The organism is Micromonospora sp. PRAS1, assembly GCF_059553435.1.
On the sequence record NZ_JCANNB010000013.1, the window covers coordinates 147,495 to 170,218 of the forward strand.

Annotated in this window: 19 protein-coding genes and 1 riboswitch; of the genes, 10 read left to right on the forward strand and 9 right to left on the reverse strand. The window is 72.0% G+C overall.

The window, feature by feature from the left end; translation table 11 throughout:
- Positions 1–258 precede the first annotated feature (258 nt).
- Positions 259–1,461 carry a hypothetical protein gene (locus tag AC507J_RS15055; protein ID WP_496289770.1) on the reverse strand — a complete coding sequence of 401 codons (1,203 nt, stop codon included), beginning with the start codon at positions 1,459–1,461 and terminating at the stop codon, positions 259–261.
- A gap of 129 nt (positions 1,462–1,590) precedes the next feature.
- The gene (locus tag AC507J_RS15060; protein WP_013288855.1) at positions 1,591–1,794 is read right to left on the reverse strand and encodes a cold-shock protein; all 204 of its coding nucleotides are present in this window, start codon (positions 1,792–1,794) and stop codon (positions 1,591–1,593) included.
- Between the two features lie 209 nt (positions 1,795–2,003).
- Between AC507J_RS15060 and AC507J_RS15065 the strand changes: the two genes are divergently transcribed.
- Entirely contained in the window at positions 2,004–2,534 is a 531-nt protein-coding gene (locus AC507J_RS15065; protein ID WP_496289771.1) for a GNAT family N-acetyltransferase, read from the forward strand.
- A 49-nt stretch (positions 2,535–2,583) separates the two neighbouring features.
- Here AC507J_RS15065 and paaN read toward each other — a convergent pair whose 3' ends face one another.
- The 5 genes from paaN to AC507J_RS15090 all read right to left on the reverse strand — a co-directional run bounded on the left by paaN (position 2,584) and on the right by AC507J_RS15090 (position 8,300).
- The gene (gene paaN / locus AC507J_RS15070) at positions 2,584–4,257 is read right to left on the reverse strand and encodes a phenylacetic acid degradation protein PaaN (RefSeq protein ID WP_496289772.1); all 1,674 of its coding nucleotides are present in this window, start codon (positions 4,255–4,257) and stop codon (positions 2,584–2,586) included.
- A 52-nt stretch (positions 4,258–4,309) separates the two neighbouring features.
- Positions 4,310–5,329 carry a GNAT family N-acetyltransferase gene (locus AC507J_RS15075; RefSeq protein ID WP_496289773.1) on the reverse strand — a complete coding sequence of 340 codons (1,020 nt, stop codon included), beginning with the start codon at positions 5,327–5,329 and terminating at the stop codon, positions 4,310–4,312.
- A gap of 367 nt (positions 5,330–5,696) precedes the next feature.
- Entirely contained in the window at positions 5,697–6,983 is a 1,287-nt protein-coding gene (thrC, locus tag AC507J_RS15080) for a threonine synthase (RefSeq protein ID WP_496289774.1), read from the reverse strand.
- A gap of 9 nt (positions 6,984–6,992) precedes the next feature.
- Positions 6,993–7,128, reverse strand: a riboswitch (SAM riboswitch).
- A 117-nt stretch (positions 7,129–7,245) separates the two neighbouring features.
- Complete coding sequence (locus tag AC507J_RS15085; protein WP_496289775.1) at positions 7,246–7,695, reverse strand: DoxX family protein; 450 nt, start codon at positions 7,693–7,695, stop codon at positions 7,246–7,248.
- A 365-nt stretch (positions 7,696–8,060) separates the two neighbouring features.
- On the reverse strand, positions 8,061–8,300 hold the full coding sequence (locus AC507J_RS15090) for a GntR family transcriptional regulator (protein WP_496289776.1): 240 nt from the start codon (positions 8,298–8,300) through the stop codon (positions 8,061–8,063).
- 393 nt (positions 8,301–8,693) lie between these two features.
- On the opposite strand from AC507J_RS15090, the gene AC507J_RS15095 reads away from it, so the two are divergent.
- Together AC507J_RS15095 and AC507J_RS15100 are read left to right on the forward strand one after the other, a co-directional pair.
- Positions 8,694–8,936 (forward strand): hypothetical protein, encoded by a 243-nt coding sequence (locus AC507J_RS15095; protein ID WP_496289777.1) that lies wholly within the window; start codon positions 8,694–8,696, stop codon positions 8,934–8,936.
- Between the two features lie 233 nt (positions 8,937–9,169).
- Positions 9,170–9,832: a DUF4232 domain-containing protein gene (locus AC507J_RS15100; RefSeq protein WP_496289778.1), complete on the forward strand. Its 663-nt coding sequence runs from the start codon at positions 9,170–9,172 to the stop codon at positions 9,830–9,832.
- A gap of 107 nt (positions 9,833–9,939) precedes the next feature.
- Here the strand turns inward: AC507J_RS15100 and AC507J_RS15105 are convergent, their stop codons facing one another.
- Complete coding sequence (locus AC507J_RS15105) at positions 9,940–10,878, reverse strand: ABC transporter permease (protein WP_496289779.1); 939 nt, start codon at positions 10,876–10,878, stop codon at positions 9,940–9,942.
- Entirely contained in the window at positions 10,878–13,745 is a 2,868-nt protein-coding gene (locus tag AC507J_RS15110) for an alpha/beta fold hydrolase (RefSeq protein ID WP_496289780.1), read from the reverse strand. Before AC507J_RS15110 ends, AC507J_RS15105 begins: the two co-directional genes overlap by 1 nt.
- A 369-nt stretch (positions 13,746–14,114) precedes the next feature.
- Between AC507J_RS15110 and AC507J_RS15115 the strand changes: the two genes are divergently transcribed.
- Genes AC507J_RS15115 through AC507J_RS15145 form a run of 7 tightly spaced genes read left to right on the forward strand, consistent with a single transcriptional unit; the run spans position 14,115 to position 22,600 of the window.
- Positions 14,115–15,305 carry a hypothetical protein gene (locus AC507J_RS15115; protein WP_496289781.1) on the forward strand — a complete coding sequence of 397 codons (1,191 nt, stop codon included), beginning with the start codon at positions 14,115–14,117 and terminating at the stop codon, positions 15,303–15,305.
- The gene (locus AC507J_RS15120; RefSeq protein WP_496289782.1) at positions 15,292–17,913 is read left to right on the forward strand and encodes a sensor histidine kinase; all 2,622 of its coding nucleotides are present in this window, start codon (positions 15,292–15,294) and stop codon (positions 17,911–17,913) included. The genes AC507J_RS15115 and AC507J_RS15120 overlap by 14 nt, the downstream gene beginning before the upstream one ends.
- The gene (locus AC507J_RS15125) at positions 17,910–18,380 is read left to right on the forward strand and encodes a roadblock/LC7 domain-containing protein (protein WP_496289783.1); all 471 of its coding nucleotides are present in this window, start codon (positions 17,910–17,912) and stop codon (positions 18,378–18,380) included. The genes AC507J_RS15120 and AC507J_RS15125 overlap by 4 nt, the downstream gene beginning before the upstream one ends.
- Positions 18,377–18,862: a DUF742 domain-containing protein gene (locus AC507J_RS15130; RefSeq protein WP_496289784.1), complete on the forward strand. Its 486-nt coding sequence runs from the start codon at positions 18,377–18,379 to the stop codon at positions 18,860–18,862. Before AC507J_RS15125 ends, AC507J_RS15130 begins: the two co-directional genes overlap by 4 nt.
- Positions 18,840–19,577, forward strand: a complete 738-nt coding sequence (locus AC507J_RS15135; protein ID WP_496289785.1) for a GTP-binding protein — start codon at positions 18,840–18,842, stop codon at positions 19,575–19,577. The genes AC507J_RS15130 and AC507J_RS15135 overlap by 23 nt, the downstream gene beginning before the upstream one ends.
- A 40-nt stretch (positions 19,578–19,617) precedes the next feature.
- On the forward strand, positions 19,618–20,223 hold the full coding sequence (locus tag AC507J_RS15140; RefSeq protein WP_496289786.1) for a hypothetical protein: 606 nt from the start codon (positions 19,618–19,620) through the stop codon (positions 20,221–20,223).
- Positions 20,224–20,260: 37 nt separating this feature from the next.
- A complete protein-coding gene (locus AC507J_RS15145; protein ID WP_496289787.1) occupies positions 20,261–22,600 on the forward strand; it encodes an AAA family ATPase in 2,340 nt (779 codons plus the stop codon).
- The last annotated feature ends 124 nt before the right edge of the window (positions 22,601–22,724 follow it).

Sequence of the window (22,724 nt, forward strand, 5' to 3'; positions counted from 1 at the left end):
TGTACGCACCTTGGGACGTCGCCACCTGGCGACGACGACGTCTCCTCGGCCGGGCCGGATAGCCCGCGACGACCGGCCACGTGCCCCACCCGTGGCCTTTGCCACGAGCGCGACCGCGACCCCACCGCCCCGACCATTGGCACTCACGCCATGCGAGTGCCAATGACTTGTTTAGCACTCTGCCCTGCCGAGTGCAAGCACGACCGCCCGGATCGGCCGAGTCCGGCCGCCCGGATCAGCCGAGTTCGGCCGCCCGGATCAGCCGAGTTCGGCCGCCAGTTGGGCGCTGTTCACCGGCCCCTCGTGGGCCCGCTGCTCGGCGTACGTGACGACCAGTCCGACCAGCTGGGCGACGTGGGCCGGCAACGACAGCAGGGCCGCCGCGCTGATCACCAGCACGACGCCGACGGTCGCGCCCGGGGAGTCGTACGGCGTCACGCCGAACGGCAGCAGCCCGAGCGACTCCACCGCGCCAGCGAGGAACGAGACCGCCACCACGGCCGCAAGCACCAGCGCCACCCGGCCGAGCAGCAGACCGAGCCGATCGCGCAGCATCCGGTGCGACCGGCCGATCGGGTCACGCCGCTCGAACAGGTAGACCGGACCGGCCATGGCCAGCGCGAACCCCGCGTACACGCCGGGCAGGAAGCAGAGGCAGAAGCCGACGGCCATGATCAGCATGAAGACGAGCGTCCAACCCCAGAGGCCCGGAGCGCGGCGCAGGCCGTAACGCAGGGCGGCACCGAACTCGACCGGCTGACCGGCCGCCTGCCGGGTGATCACCCAGGTGCCGGCGGCCCAACCGACGCACTGCACCAGCCCGATGAGCAGGCTGCCGCCGATCAGCACGCTCATGAAGGTGGCCAGGTCGACCAGGAAGGTGGGCGGCAACGCGTCGGAGTCACCGGCCAGCTGGGTCTCCCAGCGGGCCGAGGGGTCCACCGCCAGCCCGAAGACCGACAGCACCACCGCCGGCAGCACCTGGGTGAGCAGCATGATCGGTAGCAGCAGTGCCCAGCCCCGGCGGACCGCCCCCGCGCAGCGGGCGAACCAGCCGCCGATGCCGACGGCCGGCGGGGTGACCAGCGGATCCGCCGGATCGAGACCGTACCCGGCCGGCTGGTACCAGCCATAGGGCGGATAACCGGGATAGCCGCCCGCTGCCTGATAACCGCCCGGTGCCGGAGAACCGCCCGGCGGCTGATAACCGCCCGGCGCTGGATAGCCGCCCGGCGGCTGATAACCGCTCGGCGCCGGAGAACCGCCCGCGCCGGGATGACCGCCCCAGGCGGGTGGGACGGCCGGCGTTCCCCAATTGCCACCGGGGGCGGGCGTGCCCGGAGGCGGTGCACCGGGAGCGGTTGGGTCAGCCGGCAGTGGATCGGGTCGACCGGTGGCGGGGTCCGGCTCGCCGGGTGACGGCGACAGCGGCGGACCCGCCGGGGGTGACTGGTCGGACATGGGCCTCCTCAGCAACGGCTGGATCGACCCATGATCTTCCCTTGTGAGGTACCCGGACCGCAGCCCCCTCCGGCCGCGATCACGTCACCCGCACCGACGGTCGGCCGATGGGGTGGGTGAGGTGTGCACTCAGGCGATGACGCGCACCCGCTCGGCCTGGGGGCCCTTCTGGCCCTGGGCGATCTCGAACTCCACCCGCTGGCCGTCGTCCAGTGCCTTGTAGCCGTCCATCTCGATCGCCGAGAAGTGAACGAAGACGTCCTGTCCGCCGTCGACGGCGATGAAGCCGTAGCCCTTTTCGGCGTTGAACCACTTCACGGTGCCCTGTGCCACGGTGTTTTCCTCACTCTGCACGGCGTTCCACTACCTCGGAGAGCCGGCTCGCCGGCAATCCGAATGCACCGTCACGGCGATCGGAGGCGACCGCTGAAACGGTGACCGAAATCGCACGGTACACGAGGAGTGACGATGGCGCACGACCACAAAACGGGCGCATTCCGTCGGGCGACATCGTCGTACGTCATTGTGATAGGTATGCGGGCATGAAAAGGGTGGCGGACGCGGCGAGCCTGCCGTGCGCAAACATCCGGCGCATCCGGCCCACGGACACCGGCCGGATGCGCGCGCTGCGACTGGAGATGCTCGCCGACACCCCGCTGGCCTTCCTGGAGACGCTCGCCGAGGCGGCGGCCCGACCGCACGCCGAGTACGCCGCCCGGATCGCCCAGGTCTCGACCGGCACCGCGAACGCCCAGTTCATCGCGGACGCGGGCGGCCGGCTGGTCGGCCACATCGGGGGCATCGTGCACCCCACCGAGCCCGGGGTCACCCTGCTCTACGCGATCTACATAACCCCGGCCTGGCGGGGCAGCGGCCTGCTCGCGGACCTGGTCGCGGCGGCGGCGACCTGGTCCCGGGAGTGCCGGCGCGACGAGCTGATGCTCGAGGTGGTGGTGGGCAACGACCGCGCCTACCGGGCCTACCAGCGGGTGGGCTTCACCGACACCGGCGTCCGCGTCCCGCACCCGACCGTGCCCGCCCTCCGCGAACTCCAGATGCGCCGCGCCGCCTGAGCGGAGCAGGGGGTTCCGGGGCCGACCCCGAAACCCCCGACCGCGACGATCAGACGTGCCGGCGGCTCTGCACGATGCGGAACCGGTTCGCCACGTACGCCCCGTCGGTCAACGCCGAGTTGGCCGCCGCGTTCGCCCCGCTGCCGTGGAAGTCGGAGAAGGCCGCCGACTGGTTCACGAAGACCCCGCCGGTGAGGTTGGCCGACAGGTGCACCCCGGCCTCGATCGCGGCATCCTCGGTGGCGTCCAGCACCGCCTCGTCGGTGGAGTAGACGCCAGCGGTGAGCGCCCCCTTCTCCCCCACCGTCGAGCGGAGGATCTCCAGGCTGTGCGCGGTGGAGTCGGTGGCGATGGCGAAGGAGATCGGCCCGAACCACTCCCGCGAGTAGGTCGCGGTGTCGCCGGCGTCCAGCTTGACGATGGTCGGCGTACGCACGACCGCGCCGGGGAAGGCCGGGTGCTCGACGGTACGCGACTCCAGCACCGGCTCGCCGACCTTGGTGACCTCGTCCAGCCGTTCCAACACCCCGTCGTTGACGATCGCGCCGGTCAGCTCGACGCCCCGAGCCGGGTCGGCGGTGAGCTTGCCGACCGCGGCGGCGATCCCGGCGGCCACCTCGTCGAAGCTCTTGTGCCCCTGGTCGGTGTCGATCCCCTCCCGGGGGATCAGGATGTTCTGCGAGGTAGTGCACATCTGGCCGCTGTAGAGCGTGAGCGTGAAGCCCAGGTTGCGGCACATCCCGGCGAAGTCGTCGGTGGAGTCCACCACCACCGTGTTCAGGCCGGCCTTCTCGGTGTAGACCGCCGCCTGCCGGGCGTTGGCCTCCAGCCAGTCGCCGTACTCGGTGGAACCGGTGAAGTCGACGATCTTCACGGTCGGGTGCAGGGCCAGGGTCGAGGCCAGCTTCTCGTCGGGCGCCTCGGGGGCGAGCAGCACCAGGTTCGGGTCGAAGCCGGCCTCGGCGAGCACCTCCCGGGCGTACCGCACGGTGATGGCCAGCGGCAGCACGGCGCGCGGGTGCGGCTTGACCACCACCGGGTTACCGGTGACCAGCGAGGCGAAGAGACCCGGGTACGAGTTCCAGGTCGGGAACGTGTTGCAGCCGATGACCAGGGCGACACCCCGGGGCACCACGTGGAAGGTCTTGGTCATCCGCAGCGGATCGCCCTTGCCGGCGGCCTTCTCCCAGCTCGCGGTCCCCGGGTGCCGGGTCATCTCCGCGTACCCGTAGGCGAGCGCCTCCAGGGCTCGGTCGAGTGCGTGTGCGCCGCCGGCCTGGAAGGCCATCACGAAGGCCTGGCCGCTTGTGAACTGCACCGCGTTGGCCAGCTCGAAGACGTTCTTGTGCAGCCGGTCGAGGATCTCCAGGCAGACGCCGACCCGGGTCTGCGGGCCGGCGTCGCGCCAGGCCGGTAGGGCTGCGGACGCGGCGGCGACGAGTTGGTCGGCGGTGGCGTGCGGGTAGCGGACGCTCAGCGCGACGCCGAACGGGCTGGTCTCGGTGGCGACCCGGTCACCGTCGGCCGGCTGGTCGAGGGGGAAGTCTCCGCCCAGGTACGCCTCGAAGGCCGCCTTGCCGTCGGCGGCGGCGGTCTCGCCGTACACCCGGGGGCTGGGTGATTCCGGGTAGGCGGACCAGTACCCGCGCTCCGTGATCGCGGTCAGCGCGCGGTTGAGGGTCTCGGCGTGCCTGTCGTACAGGGGGTGCGGGGTGTCCGTCATGCCCGCCATCATGCAACAGAAACCCTCAGGATCAGTAGGGGCCTGTCACAACTCAGATGGTGAGCTGCCAGTCCGCGCAGCTCTCGGTCACCCGATAGCCGAGCTGCTCGTTGATGCTGACCATGTGATCGTTGACCGCCGCGTTCCAGGTGTCGATCACCCGCAGCTCCGGCTCGTGCGCCAGCACCTGCCGCAGATTCTCGATCTTCACCAGCAGGCCGAGCCGGTGTCCGCGGTGCCCCGGGTCGACGATTGTGATCTCCTGTAGGGCGTACCAGTTCGTGATCGGGCCCAACTGGATCAACGTCCAGGCGACCAGCCGGCCGCTCTGCTCGTGCACCGCCCCCAGGTGGTAGCGCCGCCGGCCGCGCAACGCGTGGGACCGCTCGGACTCCCGGAGCCGCACGACGTCGATCTTCTCCGCCTCGATCGTCAGGTCACCGACCGGCGCGTCGATGTTCAGCCGGCTACCCAACCGGGCGACGTCGGCCGCGTACTCCTCGGGGACCGCGCCCTGCCACGTCACCGTGCGGTAGCCGGCCGCCCGCGACCGGGCCTGCTCGTGCAGCGCGGCCAGCGCCGCCTCGTCGAGGCGGGCGGTCTCCAGCCGGCGGCGCACCACCGGCAACGCTGCCTGCGCGCCGACCGCCGCCGCGAAGGCCGCGCCGGGCGTCGGCCGGTCGGGCTCACCCGGTGGCACCCCGCCGACCTCCGCGATCAGCCGCTTGCGGCCATGCTCGCTGGCCACCCGGCGGGCGTACCCGAGCAGTGCCTGACCCACCCCGCGCCGCCGGTGCGCCGGGTCGACGAACAACTCGACGCTGGCGTTGTCGGTGTTGTCCAGTTGCCCCAGCCGTAGCCACAGGTAACCGACGGCCTCGCCGCCGCGCCGGGCCAGCGCGCGGTGGATCAGGCTGCCGTAGGGCGGATGGGCGGCGATCAGGCCGAACTCCACGCGTTCGCCAGCCGGGACGTCGGGCGCGTCGACCTGCTGGGCCGCCGCGAAGATCCGGTACGCGTCGTCCAGCGCCGCCTCGTCTGACGGCTCGAAGGGGGTGACGGCGATGTCCATGGCCGCGAGCCTGCCCGCCACCTCCCGGCCATCGCCACCGGTTTTTCCGCCAGCGGTTCCTCCGCCTCGAAGAGCCAGCGGTTCCTTCGCCCCGGACCGTCGGCGGTCTCTTCGCCTCGGACAGCGGAACGGGCCAGCGAATATTCGCTGGCCCGTTCCGGACGTTGGTCGGGAGGGTCGATCGCACAACGCCTCCGGCGTTGGGTCGTACAGACTAAAAGTCTCCGGCGAAACGCCCTCCCGCACGGAGCATCTTGCGCCGTCCGGTTCCTGCCGTCAAGTCCCTGCCCGCGCGTTTCGCAAAATGCAAGGAAGGGCCCCTTGTTAACGCCTCGAGTATAGGAAGGGTCCCTTATTAACCGACGAGTCAGCTGAGCAAGCCGGCATCGCGGGCGGCCCGCAGCGAGGGCTTGATCCGGTGGGTCGGGCCGACCTCGCCGGCCACCGCGTCCAGGGTCTTGAGGCCCTCGCCGGTGTTGAACACCACCGTCTCAGCGGCCGGGTCGAGCCGGCCGGACTCGACAAGCTTGCGCAGCACCGCGACGGTCACCCCACCCGCGGTCTCCGCGAAGACCCCGGTGGTACGCGCCAACAGCCGCACCCCGGCGCGGATCTCGTCGTCGTCGGCGTACTCCATCCAGCCGCCGGTGCGGCGCACCGCCTCCAGTGCGTACAACCCGGCGGCCGGGTCGCCGATGTTCAGCGACTTCGCGATCCCGGTCGGCTTGACCGGGGTGATCACGTCGCTGCCCGCGTGCAGGGCGGTGGCGATCGGGTTGCAGCCGGCCGACTGCGCCCCGAAGACCCTCCAGCCACCGGCCGGCGCCTCGACCAGCCCGATCTCGACCAGCTCGCTGAACGCCTTGTCGATCTTGGTGAGCAGCTCACCGGAGGCCATCGGAATGACCACCTGGGCGGGGATGCGCCAGCCAAGCTGCTCGGCCACCTCGTAGCCGAGCGTCTTCGAGCCCTCCGCGTAGTACGGCCGGACGTTGACGTTCACGAACGCGGTGTCCTCGAACTCGTCGGTCTCCACCAGTTCGCCGCAGAGCCGGTTCACGTCGTCGTACGACCCGTCGATGGCGACCAGTTCACCGCCGTAGACCGCAGTGGTCACCACCTTGCCCTGCTCCAGGTCGCTGGGGATGAAGACCACCGACGGGGCACCCACCCGGGCCGCGTGCGCGGCGACCGAGTTGGCCAGGTTGCCGGTGGAGGCACAGGCGAAGCGGGAGAAACCGAGCGTACGGGCGGCGGTCAGCGCCACCGAGACCACCCGGTCCTTGAACGAGTGGGTCGGGTTGGCGCTGTCGTCCTTGACCCAGAGTGGGGCGGTGAGGCCCAACTCGGCGGCGAGCCGGTCGGCGGCCACCAACGGGGTGAACCCGGGGTCCAGGGTGACCCGGGTGGCCGGGTCCTGGCCGGCGGGCAGCAGGGCGGCGTAACGCCAGAGATTGCGCGGGCCGGCCTCGATCTGCTCGCGCGTGACGGTGGCGAGCGCGGCCAGGTCGTAGTCGACCTCCAGCGGGCCGAAACACTCGTAACAGGCGTGCTGCGCGGCGAGCGGGTAACGGGCCGAACAGGCGCGGCAGACCAGGGCACGGGCGGGGCTGGCGGTGGTGTCGATACCGGGAGCGGCGAGCGTCGACGTCATGTCGAAGTCCTCTCATCTTTCCCCGCATCGCACGGTACGGCGGGGACGGAATTGGCACCTGCCCCGCCGAACGCGCAACGGTGAGCGCGCGGGGTGGTTGCCGGGGCGTCGTCGGGCCGTATCCCTCAGCCCCTCTGGATGAGGTATGCAGTTGTGTCGCCGAGTCTAGGCAATCCGGCGGCGCTCGTCGCCCGTCAATCCCAGCCTGTGAGCGATTCCTCAGCGGCACCGTCACGTGCCCCGGTGCCGCTGAGCACCGCCGTCAGGCCGGCACCGACCGCCGCTCGCCGGTGTCGAGCGCCACCGCTTCGGCCGTTCGCTGCCGCAGCAGCGTGTCCAGCGCCCAGTTGCCCGGGCCGAGCACCGCGATCAGGAAGAACGACCAGCAGAACAGCACGGACAACTCGCCGTGGTTACTTAGCGGCAGCAACGCCTCGGGCTGGTGGACCACGAAGTACGCGTACGCCATCGAGCCCGACGCCAGCAGCGCGGCCGGGCGGGTGAAGAGGCCGACGAGCACCAGCGCGCCACAGAGCGCCTGGATCAGGGCGGCCCACCAGCCGGGCCACTGCCCGAGTGGGACTGGATCGCCGCTACCACGGTTGCCGCCGAAGACGCCGAACAGGGACGCCAGTCCGTGGCAGAGGAAGAGCAGGCCGATGACCATGCGGAACAGGGACAGGGCCGGCCCGCCGAACCGGTCAGTACGCATTCCGGTACCTCCAATGGAGATGGGTGGTGGGCACCCAGAATGCGAGAAGCTATAGATAGTTGTCGATGCAATCTCTTCCTTTGGGAACGCTCCCATGCTCATCCTACCGCCTGGAACTTCCGAAATCCGCTCCGCTCGGAGGTAGCCCGCCCGCATCGCCAGCCAAATCGCCTGGCCAGCGCATCCAGCGGGCCTACAACATCGACGCCCGCCATCCCCCGAGATCGACTGCCCACCATGGCCGCCGCCCCCACTCGACCACCCCGACCGCCGGCCCCGCCGCCCACTCAGTAGATCTTGGAAAGTCCCGTCCGCGACGAGCGGAACCTTTCCAGGAATTCATCCGTTCGAGGCTGCGACGACTCCTACTGCACCCGATCTGCCACGAAGACGCCCAGCCCCTGATGGCCGTACAACTCGCCAGTCTCGATCAGGATCGTGATCGCCTGCCGGACGGTCGACATGCTCCCCACCTCGTACAGGTCGGCCAGTTCCTTCGTGGACGGCAGCTTGTGACCCGGAGGCCATTCACCTTCGGCAACCCGCCTCCTGATGTCGGCGATGATCCGTCGATAGTGCGGCTCGAACTTCCGAGATGTGGACATGCGAAGACTCCCAGCTAGGCATGTCCATCTGACCACGGGCACCAGACCAACTTCAACCGCATCGTTGACTTTACCGACATTATCGGTAAAGTCGTCGCCGGAGCGCCCAGCTAGGCACTGGTCGACTCCCGGCCGGGGCAGCGAAAGAGGCTCGGATCCCCCATTGGGTCGATGCCGGCTGCCCCGGCACCCAACTCATGGCGAGGAGGTTCGGTGTGCGGCCTGCCGGCGTACCGCAGTGGGTCGACCGGAGCCGGCAACACGACGGCCTGATGTCACCACGGAAGCAGGACCGGGGCGGGTGCCGGGCTCCGGCGGCAGTCACCCGGGTGACTGCCGCACGACCCCGCCCGTCTCGGTGCCGTTCCCATTGAGCCCCAGGGAGGCGACCACATGTCCGAGGAACGTTGGATCATCCACCTACCCACGACCGCCATCAGCCGGAAGGCTGCGTTTGCGCTGGCGGTGACCTTGCGCGAATCGCTGGGGCACGTCACCACCATCGACTTCGGCGAGACCACGATCAGCGAGGAGGACCGGCAGTTCCTGCACCTGCGCGTCTGGTGCGACCACCTCCTGCCCACCGGTCGCTGCGTCCGCCGCGCCTACCACGGCGGCGAGTGCACGGCACGCTGACCACCTCTTGGGTGCGGCTGACTTTGACTGGGACCACCAGCGGCGGCGAACGGTGCGACGATGACGCGATGCGGGGGACAGCTCAGGATTCGATGCCGAGGACGACGTACCGCGCCGGAACGGTCGGCGGGCGTGACGGCAGGCCCGACAGCCTCGGCGGCAGGCTCGGCGGTCGCGGCGGCAGGCTCGGCGGTCGCGGCGGTAGAGCCGGGCGGCATCGGAGGTTCGTCGCGTTGCTCGCCACGGTTGCGCTGCTCGCCGGCTGCGCGCCGGTCGACAGGCCGGGTGACACCGGGGCGGGCGCACTCGACGTGAATCCGGGCCTGGTGTCGCCGTGGCCCACCGAGCCGGGCGGCTCGCCGGACCGTACGGAATCGCTGGCCAGCCCGGAGTCGACCGCCTGCCCCGAAGCCGGCGTACGGATCCGATACCTGGGCGTCAGCGCCGCCATGGGACTGCGTGCCATGGGGCTGGAACTGGTCAACTGCGGGACGGAACGGTATCGAGTGGACGGCTATCCGGTGCTGCGGCTGCTGGACGGCGAGGGGAAGCCGATCACGGTCCGGGTGATCCCGGGGGCGAAGGGAATCACGTCGGGCTTCGACGACCCGCCCCGACCGCTGGTGCTGGCACCCGGCGAGGCGGCGGGCGCGGCCGTGCTCTGGCGCAACCTGGTCGACGACCCGACCGTGGTCGCGACAAACGCCGAACGGCTGGAGGTCGCCCCGGCGGAGGGTCAGCCGACACAGGACATCGGCATGGAGGGGCCGATCGACCTCGGCAACACCAACCGTGTCGGCGTCAGCGCCTGGAAAAAGCGTCCCCCGACCACTCCCACCCCCACCCCGGCACCCCCCACCCCCACACCACCGCCCTCCCCCGCCCCACTCCCATAGGCGCCGATCATGCACTTGCCGTCCCCGCTAATCGGACTTAGCGGGCGCATTGCCGACCACAAGTGCATGATCGCGGCAGGTAGTGGGGGTTGCGGGGCGAGGCGGTGTCAGGAGACGACGTCTTTGCGGGTGAAGCGCCAGAAGGCCAGGCCCCAGAAGAGGGTGGCGTAGGAGATCGCGGAGATGGTGCCGCGGACGATGTCGTCGGTCTGTACGGGCGTGGAGAGCAGTCCCAGCCAGGCGTTGCTGTAGTGGGTGGGCAGGAACGAGCGGATCGCGCCGAGCGCGGTGATCTGGTCCAGGATGCTGGAGAGGATCCAGAGCAACACCGCGCCACCCACCGCACCGAGCGCCGCGTCCGTGATCACCGAGAGCAGGAACGCCAGACCGGCGACGACCAGGAGCACCACCGCCAGATAGCCGAGCACCGCGAGCAGCCGCAGCAGCCCCTCGCCCGGCTCAAGTTGGGCGGCGACCGTGCTACGCAGCGGTGACCAGCCGTACCGGAGGGTGCCGATCAGCAGGGCCGTGCCGGCGAGCAGCAGCAACGCCAACGCCGAATAGGTGAGCGCGACCAGCAGCTTGATCGCGAGCAGGCGGGCCCGGGGCACCGGCACCGCCAGCAGGTAGCGCAGGCTGCCCCAGCTCGCCTCACTGGCCACGGTGTCGCCGCAGAAGAGCGCGACCACCACGACCAGCAGGAACGAGGCGGAGACGAAAATGCTGAAGAGGGTGAAGTTCAGCCCGCCCGAGGTGGCGAACGAGACGAGGCTGCCGAACTCGCCCCGATCGTTGTCGTCGTCGCCCGAGTCGAACTGGAAGGCGATCAGGATGATCAGTGGCAGCAGCACCATGAAACCGAGCGCCAACTGGGTACGCCGCCGCGCCGCCTGCCGGCGGAACTCGGCACCGAACGGCAGCGTCCTCGACGGCCGGTAGCCGGCCGCCGCCCCCGAGGGCGCGACTCCGGTCGCCACCCCGGCCGTCCCGGACGACGGCGTCGGCTCGTCGCCGCCCCGCGTGGGTTCGACAGTCGATCCCGCCATCACCGATCCCCGCTTCCCCGAGAGTTCTCGCCGACCAGGGCGAGGAAGGCGTCCTCCAGGCGGCGCCGGGGCACCACCCGGTTCACTCCGACACCGGCCCGGACCAGCTCGGCCACCACCTCGCTGCGGGCGGTGCCGTTGGTGTCGACCACCAACTGCCCGTCGGTGTCGTCAAGCACCCGTACGCCGCCGAGACCGTCGAGCACGGTCCGGGCCGCGGTCGGGTCGCTAACCTCGAAGAGCACGCTTGGCGAGTCGCCGACGATCTCCTCGACCGGCCCGGAGGCCACGATCCGGCCCTTGTTGACCACCACGGCGTGGGTGCAGGTCTGCTCCACCTCGGCGAGCAGGTGGCTGGAGACCAGCACCGCCCGGCCGTCGGTGGCGTAACGCTGGAGCACCCGGCGCATCTCGGCGATCTGCGGCGGGTCCAGCCCGTCGGTCGGTTCGTCGAGCACCAGCAGCTCCGGCAGGCCGAGCATGGCCTGGGCGATGGCCAACCGTTGCTTCATGCCGTGGCTGTACTTGCGTACCTTCCGGTGCACCGACGAGCCCAGGCCGGCGATCTCCAGCGCCTGCTCGAAGTGGGCGTCATCCGCCGGCCGACCGGTCGCCCGCCAGTACGCCTTCAGGTTCTCCAGGCCGGACAGGTGCGGCAGGAAGCCGGGGCCCTCGACCAGTGCGCCGATCCGGGACAGCACCGGCGAGCCGGGGACCAGCCGGTGCCCGAAGACGTAGATCTCCCCGGCGGTCGGCTGGGTCAGCCCCATCAGCACCCGCAGGGTGGTGGTCTTGCCGGCACCGTTCGGCCCGAGCAGGCCGACCACCTGACCGGGGTGCACCTCGAAGTCCACCTCGGAGACGGCGACGAAGCCGTCCGCGTACTCCTTGCGCAGGTGGCGCACGGCCAGCGGGGTGTCCGCGTACTCCGGGTGGATGCTGGTGTCCTGGCGGCGGTGCCGCCAGCGGACCACGGCGACGAGCACCACGAGCCCGACCACGATCGTGGCGAGCAGCCCGACCAGCACCCAGCGCCAGAGCGCCGCCTCGGTCGGGATCGGCTCGGCGTCGACCGTCGGCAGGCTCACCGGCGCGTCGCCGACCGCCACCGTGTGGACGGTCGGCTCGATCGGGGTGGCGTACGCCTGGTCCGAGGTGGCCACGACGAGCCGGAGCCGGTGCCCGGCCTCGACCCGGTGGACGATCGCCGGCAGGGTCACGGTGACCGGCTGCGCGGCGTCGATGTTCTCCGGCAGGCCGGTCAGCCGGACCGGGGCGATCAACCCGCTGGGCAGGGTGGCCGCGCCCTCCTGGTCGACGGCGTAGAGCTTGACGAAGAGGACCGCCTCGCCGCTGGCCGAGGCGGCGCGGAGCTGCACGGTCGGCGAACCGACGATGTCGACGGCCTCGGCCAGCGGCTCCGACTCGAACCGGGCGTGCTGCCCGGGGATGTCGCCGGCCACCCCGCTCAGCAAGGAACTCAGCGAGCCGGCGAAGGGCACCGACGAGATGGCGGCCGGGTTCCGGCCGGGCGGGTTGGCCACCGGCTGCGGCGGCCCGGCCACCGCGATCTCCCGCCGGGACTCGCCGGCCAGGCCGGGGTAGTCGGCGGTGCGGTAACCGGTGGCGACCAGCCCCCGGTCCATCGCGTCGAAGCCGGCGATCCGGGAGAAGGTGAAGGTGTCGGGCGGGGTGTCCCCGGTCTGCGCGACGTAGCGGTCGAGCCACTGCACGGTCAGGAACTTCACCCGGTCGGAGTCGGTGGTCGGGCCGGCGCCGCCGTCGTGCCCGCCGGTGAACCAGGCCACCCGCACCTGGGTGCCGTTCGCGGCGATGCCCCGGGCGTTGGCGTCGGCCTCGGAGAGCGGAAAGAGGGTGTCCGCGCCGCCCTGCACCAGCAGGGTGGGTGCGGTGATCCGGTCCAGCACCTCGGACGGGCTGGAGCGCCGCAGCAGGTCGACGGCGGCCTGGTCGGCCCGGCCGGTGGCGGCGATGCGCAGGTACGTCGCGCAGACGTCGGCGGCGAACCGGCCGCACGCCGGATCGGGGCCACCGCCGGTGCTCGGCGCGCCCGGGGCGGTACCCGGACCGGTGCCCGGCGCCGGGCTGGGCGGGCCGGGGGCGGGCGCCCCCTCCGGCGCCTCGGCGGCGTTGCCGGAGATCCCGACCGGCCCGGAGCCGGCGTTGCCGCCACCGCCGAAGAAGAGACCGGCCCAGCCGGACTTGAACACGCCGTCGGTGGGCGCGGCACCGGTGTTCTCCGGCAGGAAGGAGCGGGCCAGGTCGTTCCAGGTGATCATGGGGACGATCGCGTCCACCCGCTGGTCCTGAGCGGCGAGCAGGAGCGCCAGGGCGCCGCCGTAGGAACCGCCGACCACGCCCACCCGCGGATCGCCCGCCGCGTCGGTCCGGATCTCCGGGCGCTCCGCCAGCCAGTCGAGCAACCGCTGGGCGTCGCGTACCTCGTAGTCCGGGTTGTCCAGGTGGATCTGCCCGCCGCTGCGGCCGAAGCCCCGCGCGGTCCAGGTCAGCACCGCGTAGCCCCGGTCGGCGAACTCCTCGGCGTCGCTGCGGACCGAGTCCTTGGTGCCGCCGAAGCCGTGCGCGAGCAGCACCGCCGGCACCTCGCGGCCGGCGGCGGCGTCGCGCGGCAGGTAGAGCGTGGTGTCCAGGTCGACCGGCTCGTCGCCGGCCGGTCCGGAACGGACGGTGAGCATCGCGGACTCGGTACGGAACCCGGGCCGGTCCGGCCAGACGATCCAGACCACGGCCGCCGCCAGCAGGACGAGAGCCGCCGACACGGCGACGGCCCGGCGACCGGTGGGCAGGGCACGGCGGATCCGCGCGGCCGAAAACGGCGATCTCATCTGGCACACGGTACGGCCCGAAGTCTGAGCGTTAGCTGAGATCCGCCGTACGTCCGTTCTGCTCGGCCGATCGTCATCCGGGAGGGGTCATCCGCACAACATCCACTGGGCGAATCTTGGGACGGCTTCGCATCGTGGAAATTCCTGCTTTTCGGGGGTTAGCCCTTCAAGCACGGCTAATCCCCTTCAATGAAACCACTCTCGGTAACTGCGCTGTCGGCCACCCGTCACATCGCTCGAAGTGACGCAAATCTGACCCCGCAGACTGGCACCCGACGATCCTGGTTCAGTTAGTTTTCCGGTCCGGCGCACGGGACCGGCTCGTCGACGCCGCCCGCAGAACCTGCGTCACCGCCGGAGGAGACAACCATGACCGTTCCCGCGTCGCGGGTCCGTCGCCGGCCCCGCACACCGGGTCGGCTGTTGCCGCTGCTACTCGCCACCGTGCTGCTCTTGCCGGTGGCGTTCCTCGTCATACAGGCCCACCGCTCCGTCGACGCCGACCGCGACGTACTGACGCGCGAACAGCTCGGCGTCGAGTATCTCCGGGCCCTCGGTCCGGTCACCGAGGCGCTTGTGAACGCGCAGAGCGCCGCCGTCGCCCGGCGCCCGCTGCCCAGGGAGGGCCTGGACCAGGCGGTCGAGCAGGCCGCCGCGGTGGACGCCCGGATCGGCGGCGAGTTGCGCACCAGCGAACGGTGGGCCGGGATACGCGCGAAGCTGGAGGCGCTGCCCGAGCGGTCGCTGACCGACCCGGAGGCCGCCTTCGCCGCGTACGGCGAGGTCACCGACCTGCTGCTGGCCCTGTACGGCAAGGCCCGGGAGAGCTCAGGGCTGATCCGGGACGCCGATGCCGACTCGTACTACCTCCAGGACGGCGTCGGTGAGGAGATGCCGGAGGCGTTGATCGCGGCCGGGCGACTCACCGACCTGGCCGTACTGATCGAGCGGCGTCCCGCCGCCGAGCAGGTCCGCTCCCTGATGGAGCTGGCCGCCCTCCGGTTCGCCGCGCTGCAACCGGCCCGGGACCTGGTCAACAACCTGCGGGCGGTGGTGGAGAGTTCGGAGAACGCGGAGCTGGGCGCGAACGTGCTCAACCCCTTCGACGCCTATCAGCGGGCGGTCGAGACGATGGCGCTGCTCGCACTGCCGAACCGGAGTGGCGCGGTGGACAGCGCCGCACTCACCGACGCCCGGAACCAGGCCCAGCAGGCAGCCAAGCAGCTCCAGCCGGTCCTGCTCGACGAGATCGACAGGTTGCTGGCGGACCGAATCGACCGGCTGAACCGGGATGCGCTGCTGATCCTGGGCGCGGGCGTCCTCGCGGTGCTGCTACTAATCGTCCTGGCCATGAGCAATTTGCTGTCTCGGCCACGGGACACCCCGGCCGTCGACGACCCGACCGGCCCGGAAGCCGGGCGCCCGGAGCCGGACCGGCCGGCCGGCGACCGGTGGGAACCGGCGACCCTCCGGCCGCCGGGCGAGCAGCTGCCGACGCTCCAGCCGGCCGGGCAGGTTCGCGAACCGGAGCGGTGGAGGCCCTTCGATGCTGCTCGGTAGGCTCCGGATCCGGGGCAAGCTCGCCCTGCTGGTACTCATTCCGCTGCTCTGCATGCTCGGGCTGACGCTTCCGGTGGTGGTCGAGCGCATCGGCGTGGCGCAGCGGGCCGCCGACACCGCCGACACCGTGCAGGTCGCCAGCCGGGTCGGCACCCTGTTGCAGCATCTGCAGCGCGAACGGATGCTCACCGTCGGTCTGCTCCTCGGCCAGGTCGACCGCAGCGAGCTGACCCAGGAGATCGCGGAGGTGGACGACCGGATCGTCGACCTCCGGGCCGAGTTCGGCGCCGACCTGCCGGCCGAGGTGGACAAGGCCCTCAACGAGGTCAAGCAGCTGGCCGGGCTCCGGACGGCGGCCCTGGCCGGCCGGGTCGATCCAGAACGGATCATCGGCAGCTACGGTCCGGTCCACCTCGCTCTGATCAATTCGTTGCGCCTGCCCTACGACGTGGACACCCGTACCTCGGCCGGTCGCCAGGTGCTGGCGTTGGACCGGATCCTGCGCAAGAGCGAGGGGCTGTCCAGCGGTGCCGCCCTGCTCGTCCTGCTCGCGGCGGAGCCGAACCAGCAGCTCGCCAGCGCCTTCGTGGCCAACATGGCCACCCTGCTCTCCGAGAGTGACCAGGTGCTCGGGCTGATCACCCCGGCACAGCTGGCCCTGATGGACATCGAGCAGATCGCGCTGGACGCCCGGACCGGACCCGGGTTCCTGGACCAGAGCGCCCTGGACCCGGTCACCGCCCTTGCCGACGTACCCCTCGAAGCGCTCTTCCCGAGCATCTCCTCGCTGATCACCCTGGGCCAGTTCGTGGAGAAGAAGCTGGTCGCCGACGTCACCGCCGAAGTACGCGACGAACGGCGGGCCGCCCTCGTCGCGGCGTACTGGGTGACCGGACTGGTCCTGCTCATCCTGATCGCCGTCATCCTGCTGACGGTGGTCATCGGCCGGACGGTGGCCCGACCGCTGACCCGGCTCACCCGCTCCGCCGACCGGGTCGCCCGGGTCGCCGAATCCGAGCTGGTCCGGGTCGCCGACGACGAGACGGAGAGCGCCCAACCGATCCGCCTCGACCGGGTCGACGTGCGTGCCCGGGACGAGATCGGCGACCTGGCCCGGGCCTTCGAACGGGTGCAGAACACCGCCGCCCGGCTGGTGGAACGGCAGGTGGCGAGCCGGCGCAACGTGGCGCAGATGTTCGGCCACGTCGGTCGGCGTACCCAGAACCTGGTCGGCCGGCAGATCGCCCTGATCGACCGGCTGGAGCAGCAGGAGACCGACCCGGGCCTGTTGGAGAGCCTGTACCGGCTCGACCACATCTCCAGCCGGTTGCGCCGCAACGCCGGCAACCTGGTGGTGCTCTCCGGCGCGGCCGGCGACGTCGCGCACGTCGCGCCGGTCTCGCTTACCGACGTGGTCCGGCTCGCCCTCGGTGAGATCGAGGACTACACCCGGGTCGACGTACGGGTGCCGACCGACGTCGCCGCCATGCCGGCGATCATCGGTGACCTGGTGCTGGCGCTGGCCGAGCTGATGGAGAACGCCACAGTCTTCTCGCCGCCACACACCCGGGTCGTGGTCGGCGGCGAACTCACCGACGACGGCGTCGAGTTGACAGTTGTGGACCACGGCATCGGCATGACCGAGGCGCGGCTGGCCGACGAGAACGCCCGGCTCACCCGCCGGGAACGGCTCGACCTCGCCCCGACCGAGGTGCTCGGCCTCTTCGTGGTGGGCCGGCTGGCCCGCCGGCACGGCTGGGCGGTCTCCCTACAGGCGACTCCCGGTGGCGGCGTCACCGCCACCCTGCTGATTGCCCGGTCGTCCCTGGTGATCGGGGTGCCCGGTCGGGGCGGCGCCGTGCTCGCCCCGCCCGTACCCCAGCCCGCCCTGCCGCACCGGAGCCAACCCGCGCCGGTCATCGAGCACGGCCCGGCCGTCCCGGCCCAACCGGGACCCGAGGCCGCCACCGGGGTCACCGGCGCACCGCTTGTGGTCGGCGGCCCGGCCCGGCCGGTCGCCGACCCGTCGGAACAGCCCGGCTTCGACCCCAGGCTGCTGACCCGGGCCACCGCGAGCATGGAGCTGGCCGAGTCCTGGGACGCCTTCGCCACTGCGGCGGGTACCGCTCCGCCGGCCGAGGAGAAACCGGCGGGCGGAACCCACTCGGCCCGGGCCCGGGTCCCGCAACCCCCGCCGACGCCGACCGACCCGCCGGTCCCGGTGCCCGGGATCCGGCAGCGGGTTCCCGGTGCCAGCCTGCCCAGGAACGCGCCGCCGGTGGCCCCGGTCGACGCCACGGGCGCCGACCCGATGGCCGCCCGGGCGCTCGTCGAGCAGTTCGAGTCCGGGGTACGCCGGGCCGAGCAGCGCCAGGGCGGTGCCGTCCCGCAGCCGGTCGAGCCGGCACCGTCCGGAGCGCCGGCCCAGCTGACCCGGCGGGTGCCCGGCGCGAACCTGGTCACCGCGCCGTCCCGGCAGACGATCGCGCCCAACCCCGGCGACCCCACCGAGGTACGCGATCTCATGAACGCGTTCGAGACGGGTGTCGCCCGGGCTCTGCGCGATGTCCGTCCCGACCACAGCGACGAAGAAGGAACGCCACGTTGACCAGCCCGCACGTTCACGAGAACCTCGACCACCAGGGCCACCCGGCCGGCGACCTCAGCCCCGAGGCCCGCACCTTCAACTGGCTGCTGGACTCCTTCACGTCAAGCACGGCAGGGGTCCTGGAGGCGATCGCCGTGTCCTCGGACGGCCTGCTGATGGCCATGTCCGCGATCAAGGACCGGTCCAACGCCGAGCGGCTCGCTGCGGTCGTCTCCGGCATGACGAGCCTGGCCGGCGGCGCCGCCAGCTGGTACGCGCTGGGCGGGCTGAACCGGGTCGTGGTGGACATGGCCGAGGGGTATCTGCTGATCAGCGCGATCAGCAGTGGCTCGGTGCTCGGCGTGGTAGCCGACCGGTCGGCCAACCTGGGCACCGTCGCCTACGAGATGACGCTCTTCGCTGGTCGCGCCGGTAGTGCGCTCACCCCGCGCCTGATCGCCGAACTCAAGAATTCAGTACAGCAATGAATCCCGACGCCGCCGGTGCGGAACAGGAGCCGGTGGTCCGGATCCGGCCCTACCTGCGCGAGTCCGCTCCGACCGGCACCGCCGGTCCGGCGGACGCACCGGCGGCGGCGGTCGATTCGGAGCCCGAGACGGCCGGGCCGACCGGACCGCGCCCGTTCGTGCTCACCGCCGGCCGGGTGGCCGGCGCCGACCCGACGATCGGCCTGGAAACCCAGGTGACCGCCCGGCCGACCACCGAACCGTGGCACCTCACGGCGGCCCGGCTCGCCCCGGAACTCCAGGCCATCGTGGCGCTCTGCGGTGAGCCCATCTCGGTCGCCGAGATCTCCGCCAAGACCCGGTTGCAGTTCGGTGTGACCCGGGTTCTGGTGGGCGACCTGCGCGCCGCCGGCCACCTGGACGTGCACGTCACGGACACCGACGACGCCCTCGATCCCGACATCATCCTGCGAGTGATTGATGGACTCCGTGCAATCTCCTGACTGGCCGGTCGCCCCGGCGGGCGCGCTCGCCGGCAACAGCGCCGCGGCCCGCTACGGCGGCCCGGTACCGCCCCCGCCGCCCCAGTACCCGGCGGCCCCGCCGCCGTACCGGCCGCCGGCCACCACGCCCGCCGGAACCCACCCGCCGCGCGTCAAGCCGCCGATCCCGGTCAAGATCCTGATTGCCGGCGGCTTCGGCGTCGGCAAGACGACCACCGTCGCCTCGATCTCGGAGATCGTGCCGCTGACCACCGAGGCGGAGATGACGATCGCCGGAATCGGCGTCGACGATCCGGGACAACGCTCGGACAAGACCACCACCACTGTCGCGATGGACTTCGGCTGCGTCACCATCGACCGCAGCCTGAAGCTGTACCTGTTCGGCACGCCGGGCCAGTCCCGGTTCGGCTTCATGTGGGACGACCTGGCCCGGGGCGCGCTCGGCGCGCTGGTGGTGGTCGACAGCGCCCGGCTGGACGACTGCTACGCCGCGATCGACTTCTTCGAACGCGCGGGACTTCCCTTCGTGGTCGGCGTGAACGCCTTCGACGGACGGTTGGCGCACGACCTCGGTGCGATCCGATGGGCGCTGGCCATCGGCGACCATGTACCTCTGGTGCAGTTCGACGCCCGGGACCGGCTCTCGGTGCGGGACGCCCTGTTGGTCGTCCTGGACCGCGCGCTGGACCGGGCCACCCGGGACAAACGGGCCTGAGCCGACCGGCTCACGGCCCTCGTGGGAAGGGGTGGGGCGGATGAGGGGTGGACTGGACGAGACTCTGGCCAGGATGCGCCGGCGCGAGGAGGCGCTGCGCCGGCGGGCCGGGGAGTCGACCGGGGCGACCGACGACCGGAGCGACGCGCCGACGGACCAGCTCGGTATGCCGGTGAGCCAGTTCGGCGACCCGGGCCGGGGCGACGGCACGAGCCGGGCCGATGCCGGTTTGGGCCGGGCCGATGCCGAGCTCAGCCGGACCGACGCCGGGTCGGGTCGGGTAGACAGCCGTAACGCGGGACCCGGTTGGGTTCGCGAGTCGGGCTACGACGCACCGCAGCGCCACGTACTGGAGGAGGCCGCCGAAGCGCTGCGGGCCATCGTCGCGGCGCACCCCGGGACCACCGTCGCCGCCCGGATCGATCACGACGGACAGGCGTACGACCTGCGGGTGGCCTGGTCCGGCGGTGAGGTCACGGTCAGCGGGCAGCCCGCTGCGCCGCCTCCGTCCTGGCCGATGTCGGCGAACACCGTGCCGGGCTGGCCGGCCAGCCAGGACAGCCTGGACGCGGACCCGGCGGCCCGGCTGGCCGAGCTGATCCGACGCGACCCGTCCCTGCTCACCGGCGAGCAGCCGGCGGGCTGACCACGCGCCGGATGACCGGGCCGTTTAGGGTCGGGCGGTGGGCGAACCCGAGCTGACCCTGACCGCGACCCTGCGGCCCGCCGCGCTCGACGCGCGGCGCGGCATCGTCCGGATGCACCCGGAGGCGCTCACCGCGCTCGGGCTACGGCCCGGCGATCCCGTCCGGCTCACCGGCAGGCGGACGACCGCCGGCATCGTCGCCCCGGCCGAGCCGAGCGCGGGCGCCGGGCTGCTGCACGCCGATGATCTGATCCTCGGCAACCTCGGCGTACGCGACGGCGGGCAGGTGCAGGTCAGCCCCGCCCCGGTGACCGCCGCCAGCCGCGTGCTGCTCGCCGGGCCGGCGGAGATCGTCGCGGTGGTCTCCCCGGAGATGCTCCGGTTGGCGCTGCTCGGCAAGGTGGTCACCGCCGGTGACGACGTCTCGCTGCTGCCCCAGGACGTCCTGCCGGACGCCTCGACGCGCACCCTGGTCGAGGCGGCCCGGCGCAGCCTCGCCACCCGGGTCGGCTACGCCTGGACCAGCACGCTGCTGCGGGTGGTCGCCGTCGAGCCCGACCCGGGTGCGCTGGTCACCATGGACACCGTCGTCGGCTGGGAACACGGTGCGGCCACCCACGGCGCCGCCGGCCCGGTGCCCAACCGTGCCGCGGCCCTGGCCGGCGCTGCCCCGCCGGGTGGCGGGCCGACGGAGAGCTGGGCGGGCGGCAACGCCAGCCTGGCCGAGTCGGACCGGCTGACCGGTGACCAGGCCGGGACGGATCGACTGACCGGCGACCAGGCCGAGACGCTCGCCGGAGCAGGCGACGCCGTGGACGTCCCCTCGGTGGACGAGCTGCCCGGCCTACGCTCCCAGGCCGAGGAGTTGATCGAGCTGCTCGACCTCGGCTTCCACCATCGGGAGGTGCTGGGCCGGCTGGGCACCGAGGTAGCGCTCGGAGTCCTCGTCGGTGGACCGGCCGGCTCGGGCAAGTCCGCGCTGGTCCGCGCGGTGGCCGCCCAGGTCGGCGCCCGGGTGCACCCGCTCTGGGGGCCCGAGATCGCGGCCCTGACCAACTCCTCGGCCGCCGGACGGCTGCGCGCGGCGACCGCCGAGGTGATCGCCGGCGGGCCGGCCGTGCTGCTGGTCACCGACGTGGAGGCGCTGGCCCCGGCGGACACCCCCGGCCCGGTGTCGACCGTGTTCCGCCAGTGCCTGGCCCAGATCGTCCGGGCCGGGGCCGCGGTGGTCTGCACCACCAGCCGGTCGGAGGCGGTCGACCCGACGCTGCGCGCCCCGGACCTGCTCTCGTTGCGGATCGACGTGCCGCTGCCGGACGCGGCCCTGCGCCGGGAGCAGTTGACCGTGCTGACCCGTCCGGTCCCGCTCGCCGAGGACGTCCGCCTGGACGAGGTGGCCGGGCGTACCCCCGGGTTCGTCGCCGCCGACCTGGCCGCGCTGGTCCGCGAGGCCGGCGTCCGCGCGGCGCTGCGGCAGAAGTCGGCGGAAAATCCGACGGTACGCATGGACGACTTCACCGCCGCCCTGGAGGTGGTCCGGCCGACCAGCATGGCCGCCGCCACCCTCGAACTGGCCCGGGTGACCCTCGACGACGTGGGTGACCTGGTCGAGGTCAAGCAGACGCTCACCGAGTCGGTGCTCTGGCCGCTGACCTACCCGGACACGTTCGCCCGGCTCGGCGTACAGCCGCCGCGCGGGGTGCTGCTCTACGGACCACCGGGCTGCGGCAAGACCTACCTGGTGACCGCGCTGGCCGGCACCGGCCGGGCGAACGTGCTCTCGGTCAAGGGCGCCGAACTGCTCTCCAAATGGGTCGGCGAGAGCGAACGCGCGGTCCGCGAACTCTTCCGCCGGGCCCGGGAGGCCGCACCCACCCTGGTCTTCCTGGACGAGGTGGACGCGCTTGCCCCGGTCCGCGGCCAAGCCACCGACGGCGGCACCACCGACCGGGTGGTCGCCGCGCTGCTCACCGAGCTGGACGGGGTGGAGGCGCTACGCAACGTCGTGGTGATCGGCGCGACGAACCGTCCCGACCTGGTCGATCCGGCGCTGCTGCGCCCCGGCCGGCTGGAACGCCTGGTCTACGTGCCACCGCCGGACGAGCAGGCCCGGGCCGAGATCCTGCGCGCCTCGGCGCGCAACGTGCCACTCGCCGAGGACGTCGACCTCGCCACGCTCGGCGCGGAGCTGGACGGCTTCTCCGCCGCCGACTGCGCGGCCCTGATCCGGGAGGCGGCGCTGGCCGCGATGCGCGAGTCGCTGACCGCCACCACGGTCACCGCCGAGCACGTCGCCACGGCCCGCACCCGGGTCCGCCCCTCCCTGGACCCGGCCCAGGTCGCCTGGCTCGCCGCCTACGCCGACCAACGCAGCTGACCGATTGGCTTTGTGGTGCCGCTTGGCACAACAACGGCACCGGACCGATTTCAGCCTAAGTGCGACCGGCAATAGGCCGTCCGTGGTGTCTCGCCGCCGCCCCGCGTCGCTCACCGCCGCCCAC

Bases quoted from the DNA above. Each gene is read 5' to 3' on its own strand.
- AC507J_RS15055 (WP_496289770.1), bottom strand. From the start codon at position 1,461: ATGTCCGACCAGTCACCCCCGGCGGGTCCGCCGCTGTCGCCGTCACCC.
- AC507J_RS15065 (WP_496289771.1), top strand. From the start codon at position 2,004: ATGAAAAGGGTGGCGGACGCGGCGAGCCTGCCGTGCGCAAACATCCGG.
- paaN (WP_496289772.1), bottom strand. From the start codon at position 4,257: ATGACGGACACCCCGCACCCCCTGTACGACAGGCACGCCGAGACCCTC.
- AC507J_RS15075 (WP_496289773.1), bottom strand. From the start codon at position 5,329: ATGGACATCGCCGTCACCCCCTTCGAGCCGTCAGACGAGGCGGCGCTG.
- thrC (WP_496289774.1), bottom strand. From the start codon at position 6,983: ATGACGTCGACGCTCGCCGCTCCCGGTATCGACACCACCGCCAGCCCC.
- AC507J_RS15085 (WP_496289775.1), bottom strand. From the start codon at position 7,695: ATGCGTACTGACCGGTTCGGCGGGCCGGCCCTGTCCCTGTTCCGCATG.
- AC507J_RS15090 (WP_496289776.1), bottom strand. From the start codon at position 8,300: ATGTCCACATCTCGGAAGTTCGAGCCGCACTATCGACGGATCATCGCC.
- AC507J_RS15095 (WP_496289777.1), top strand. From the start codon at position 8,694: ATGTCCGAGGAACGTTGGATCATCCACCTACCCACGACCGCCATCAGC.
- AC507J_RS15105 (WP_496289779.1), bottom strand. From the start codon at position 10,878: ATGGCGGGATCGACTGTCGAACCCACGCGGGGCGGCGACGAGCCGACG.
- AC507J_RS15110 (WP_496289780.1), bottom strand. From the start codon at position 13,745: ATGAGATCGCCGTTTTCGGCCGCGCGGATCCGCCGTGCCCTGCCCACC.
- AC507J_RS15115 (WP_496289781.1), top strand. From the start codon at position 14,115: ATGACCGTTCCCGCGTCGCGGGTCCGTCGCCGGCCCCGCACACCGGGT.
- AC507J_RS15120 (WP_496289782.1), top strand. From the start codon at position 15,292: ATGCTGCTCGGTAGGCTCCGGATCCGGGGCAAGCTCGCCCTGCTGGTA.
- AC507J_RS15130 (WP_496289784.1), top strand. From the start codon at position 18,377: ATGAATCCCGACGCCGCCGGTGCGGAACAGGAGCCGGTGGTCCGGATC.
- AC507J_RS15135 (WP_496289785.1), top strand. From the start codon at position 18,840: ATGGACTCCGTGCAATCTCCTGACTGGCCGGTCGCCCCGGCGGGCGCG.
- AC507J_RS15140 (WP_496289786.1), top strand. From the start codon at position 19,618: ATGAGGGGTGGACTGGACGAGACTCTGGCCAGGATGCGCCGGCGCGAG.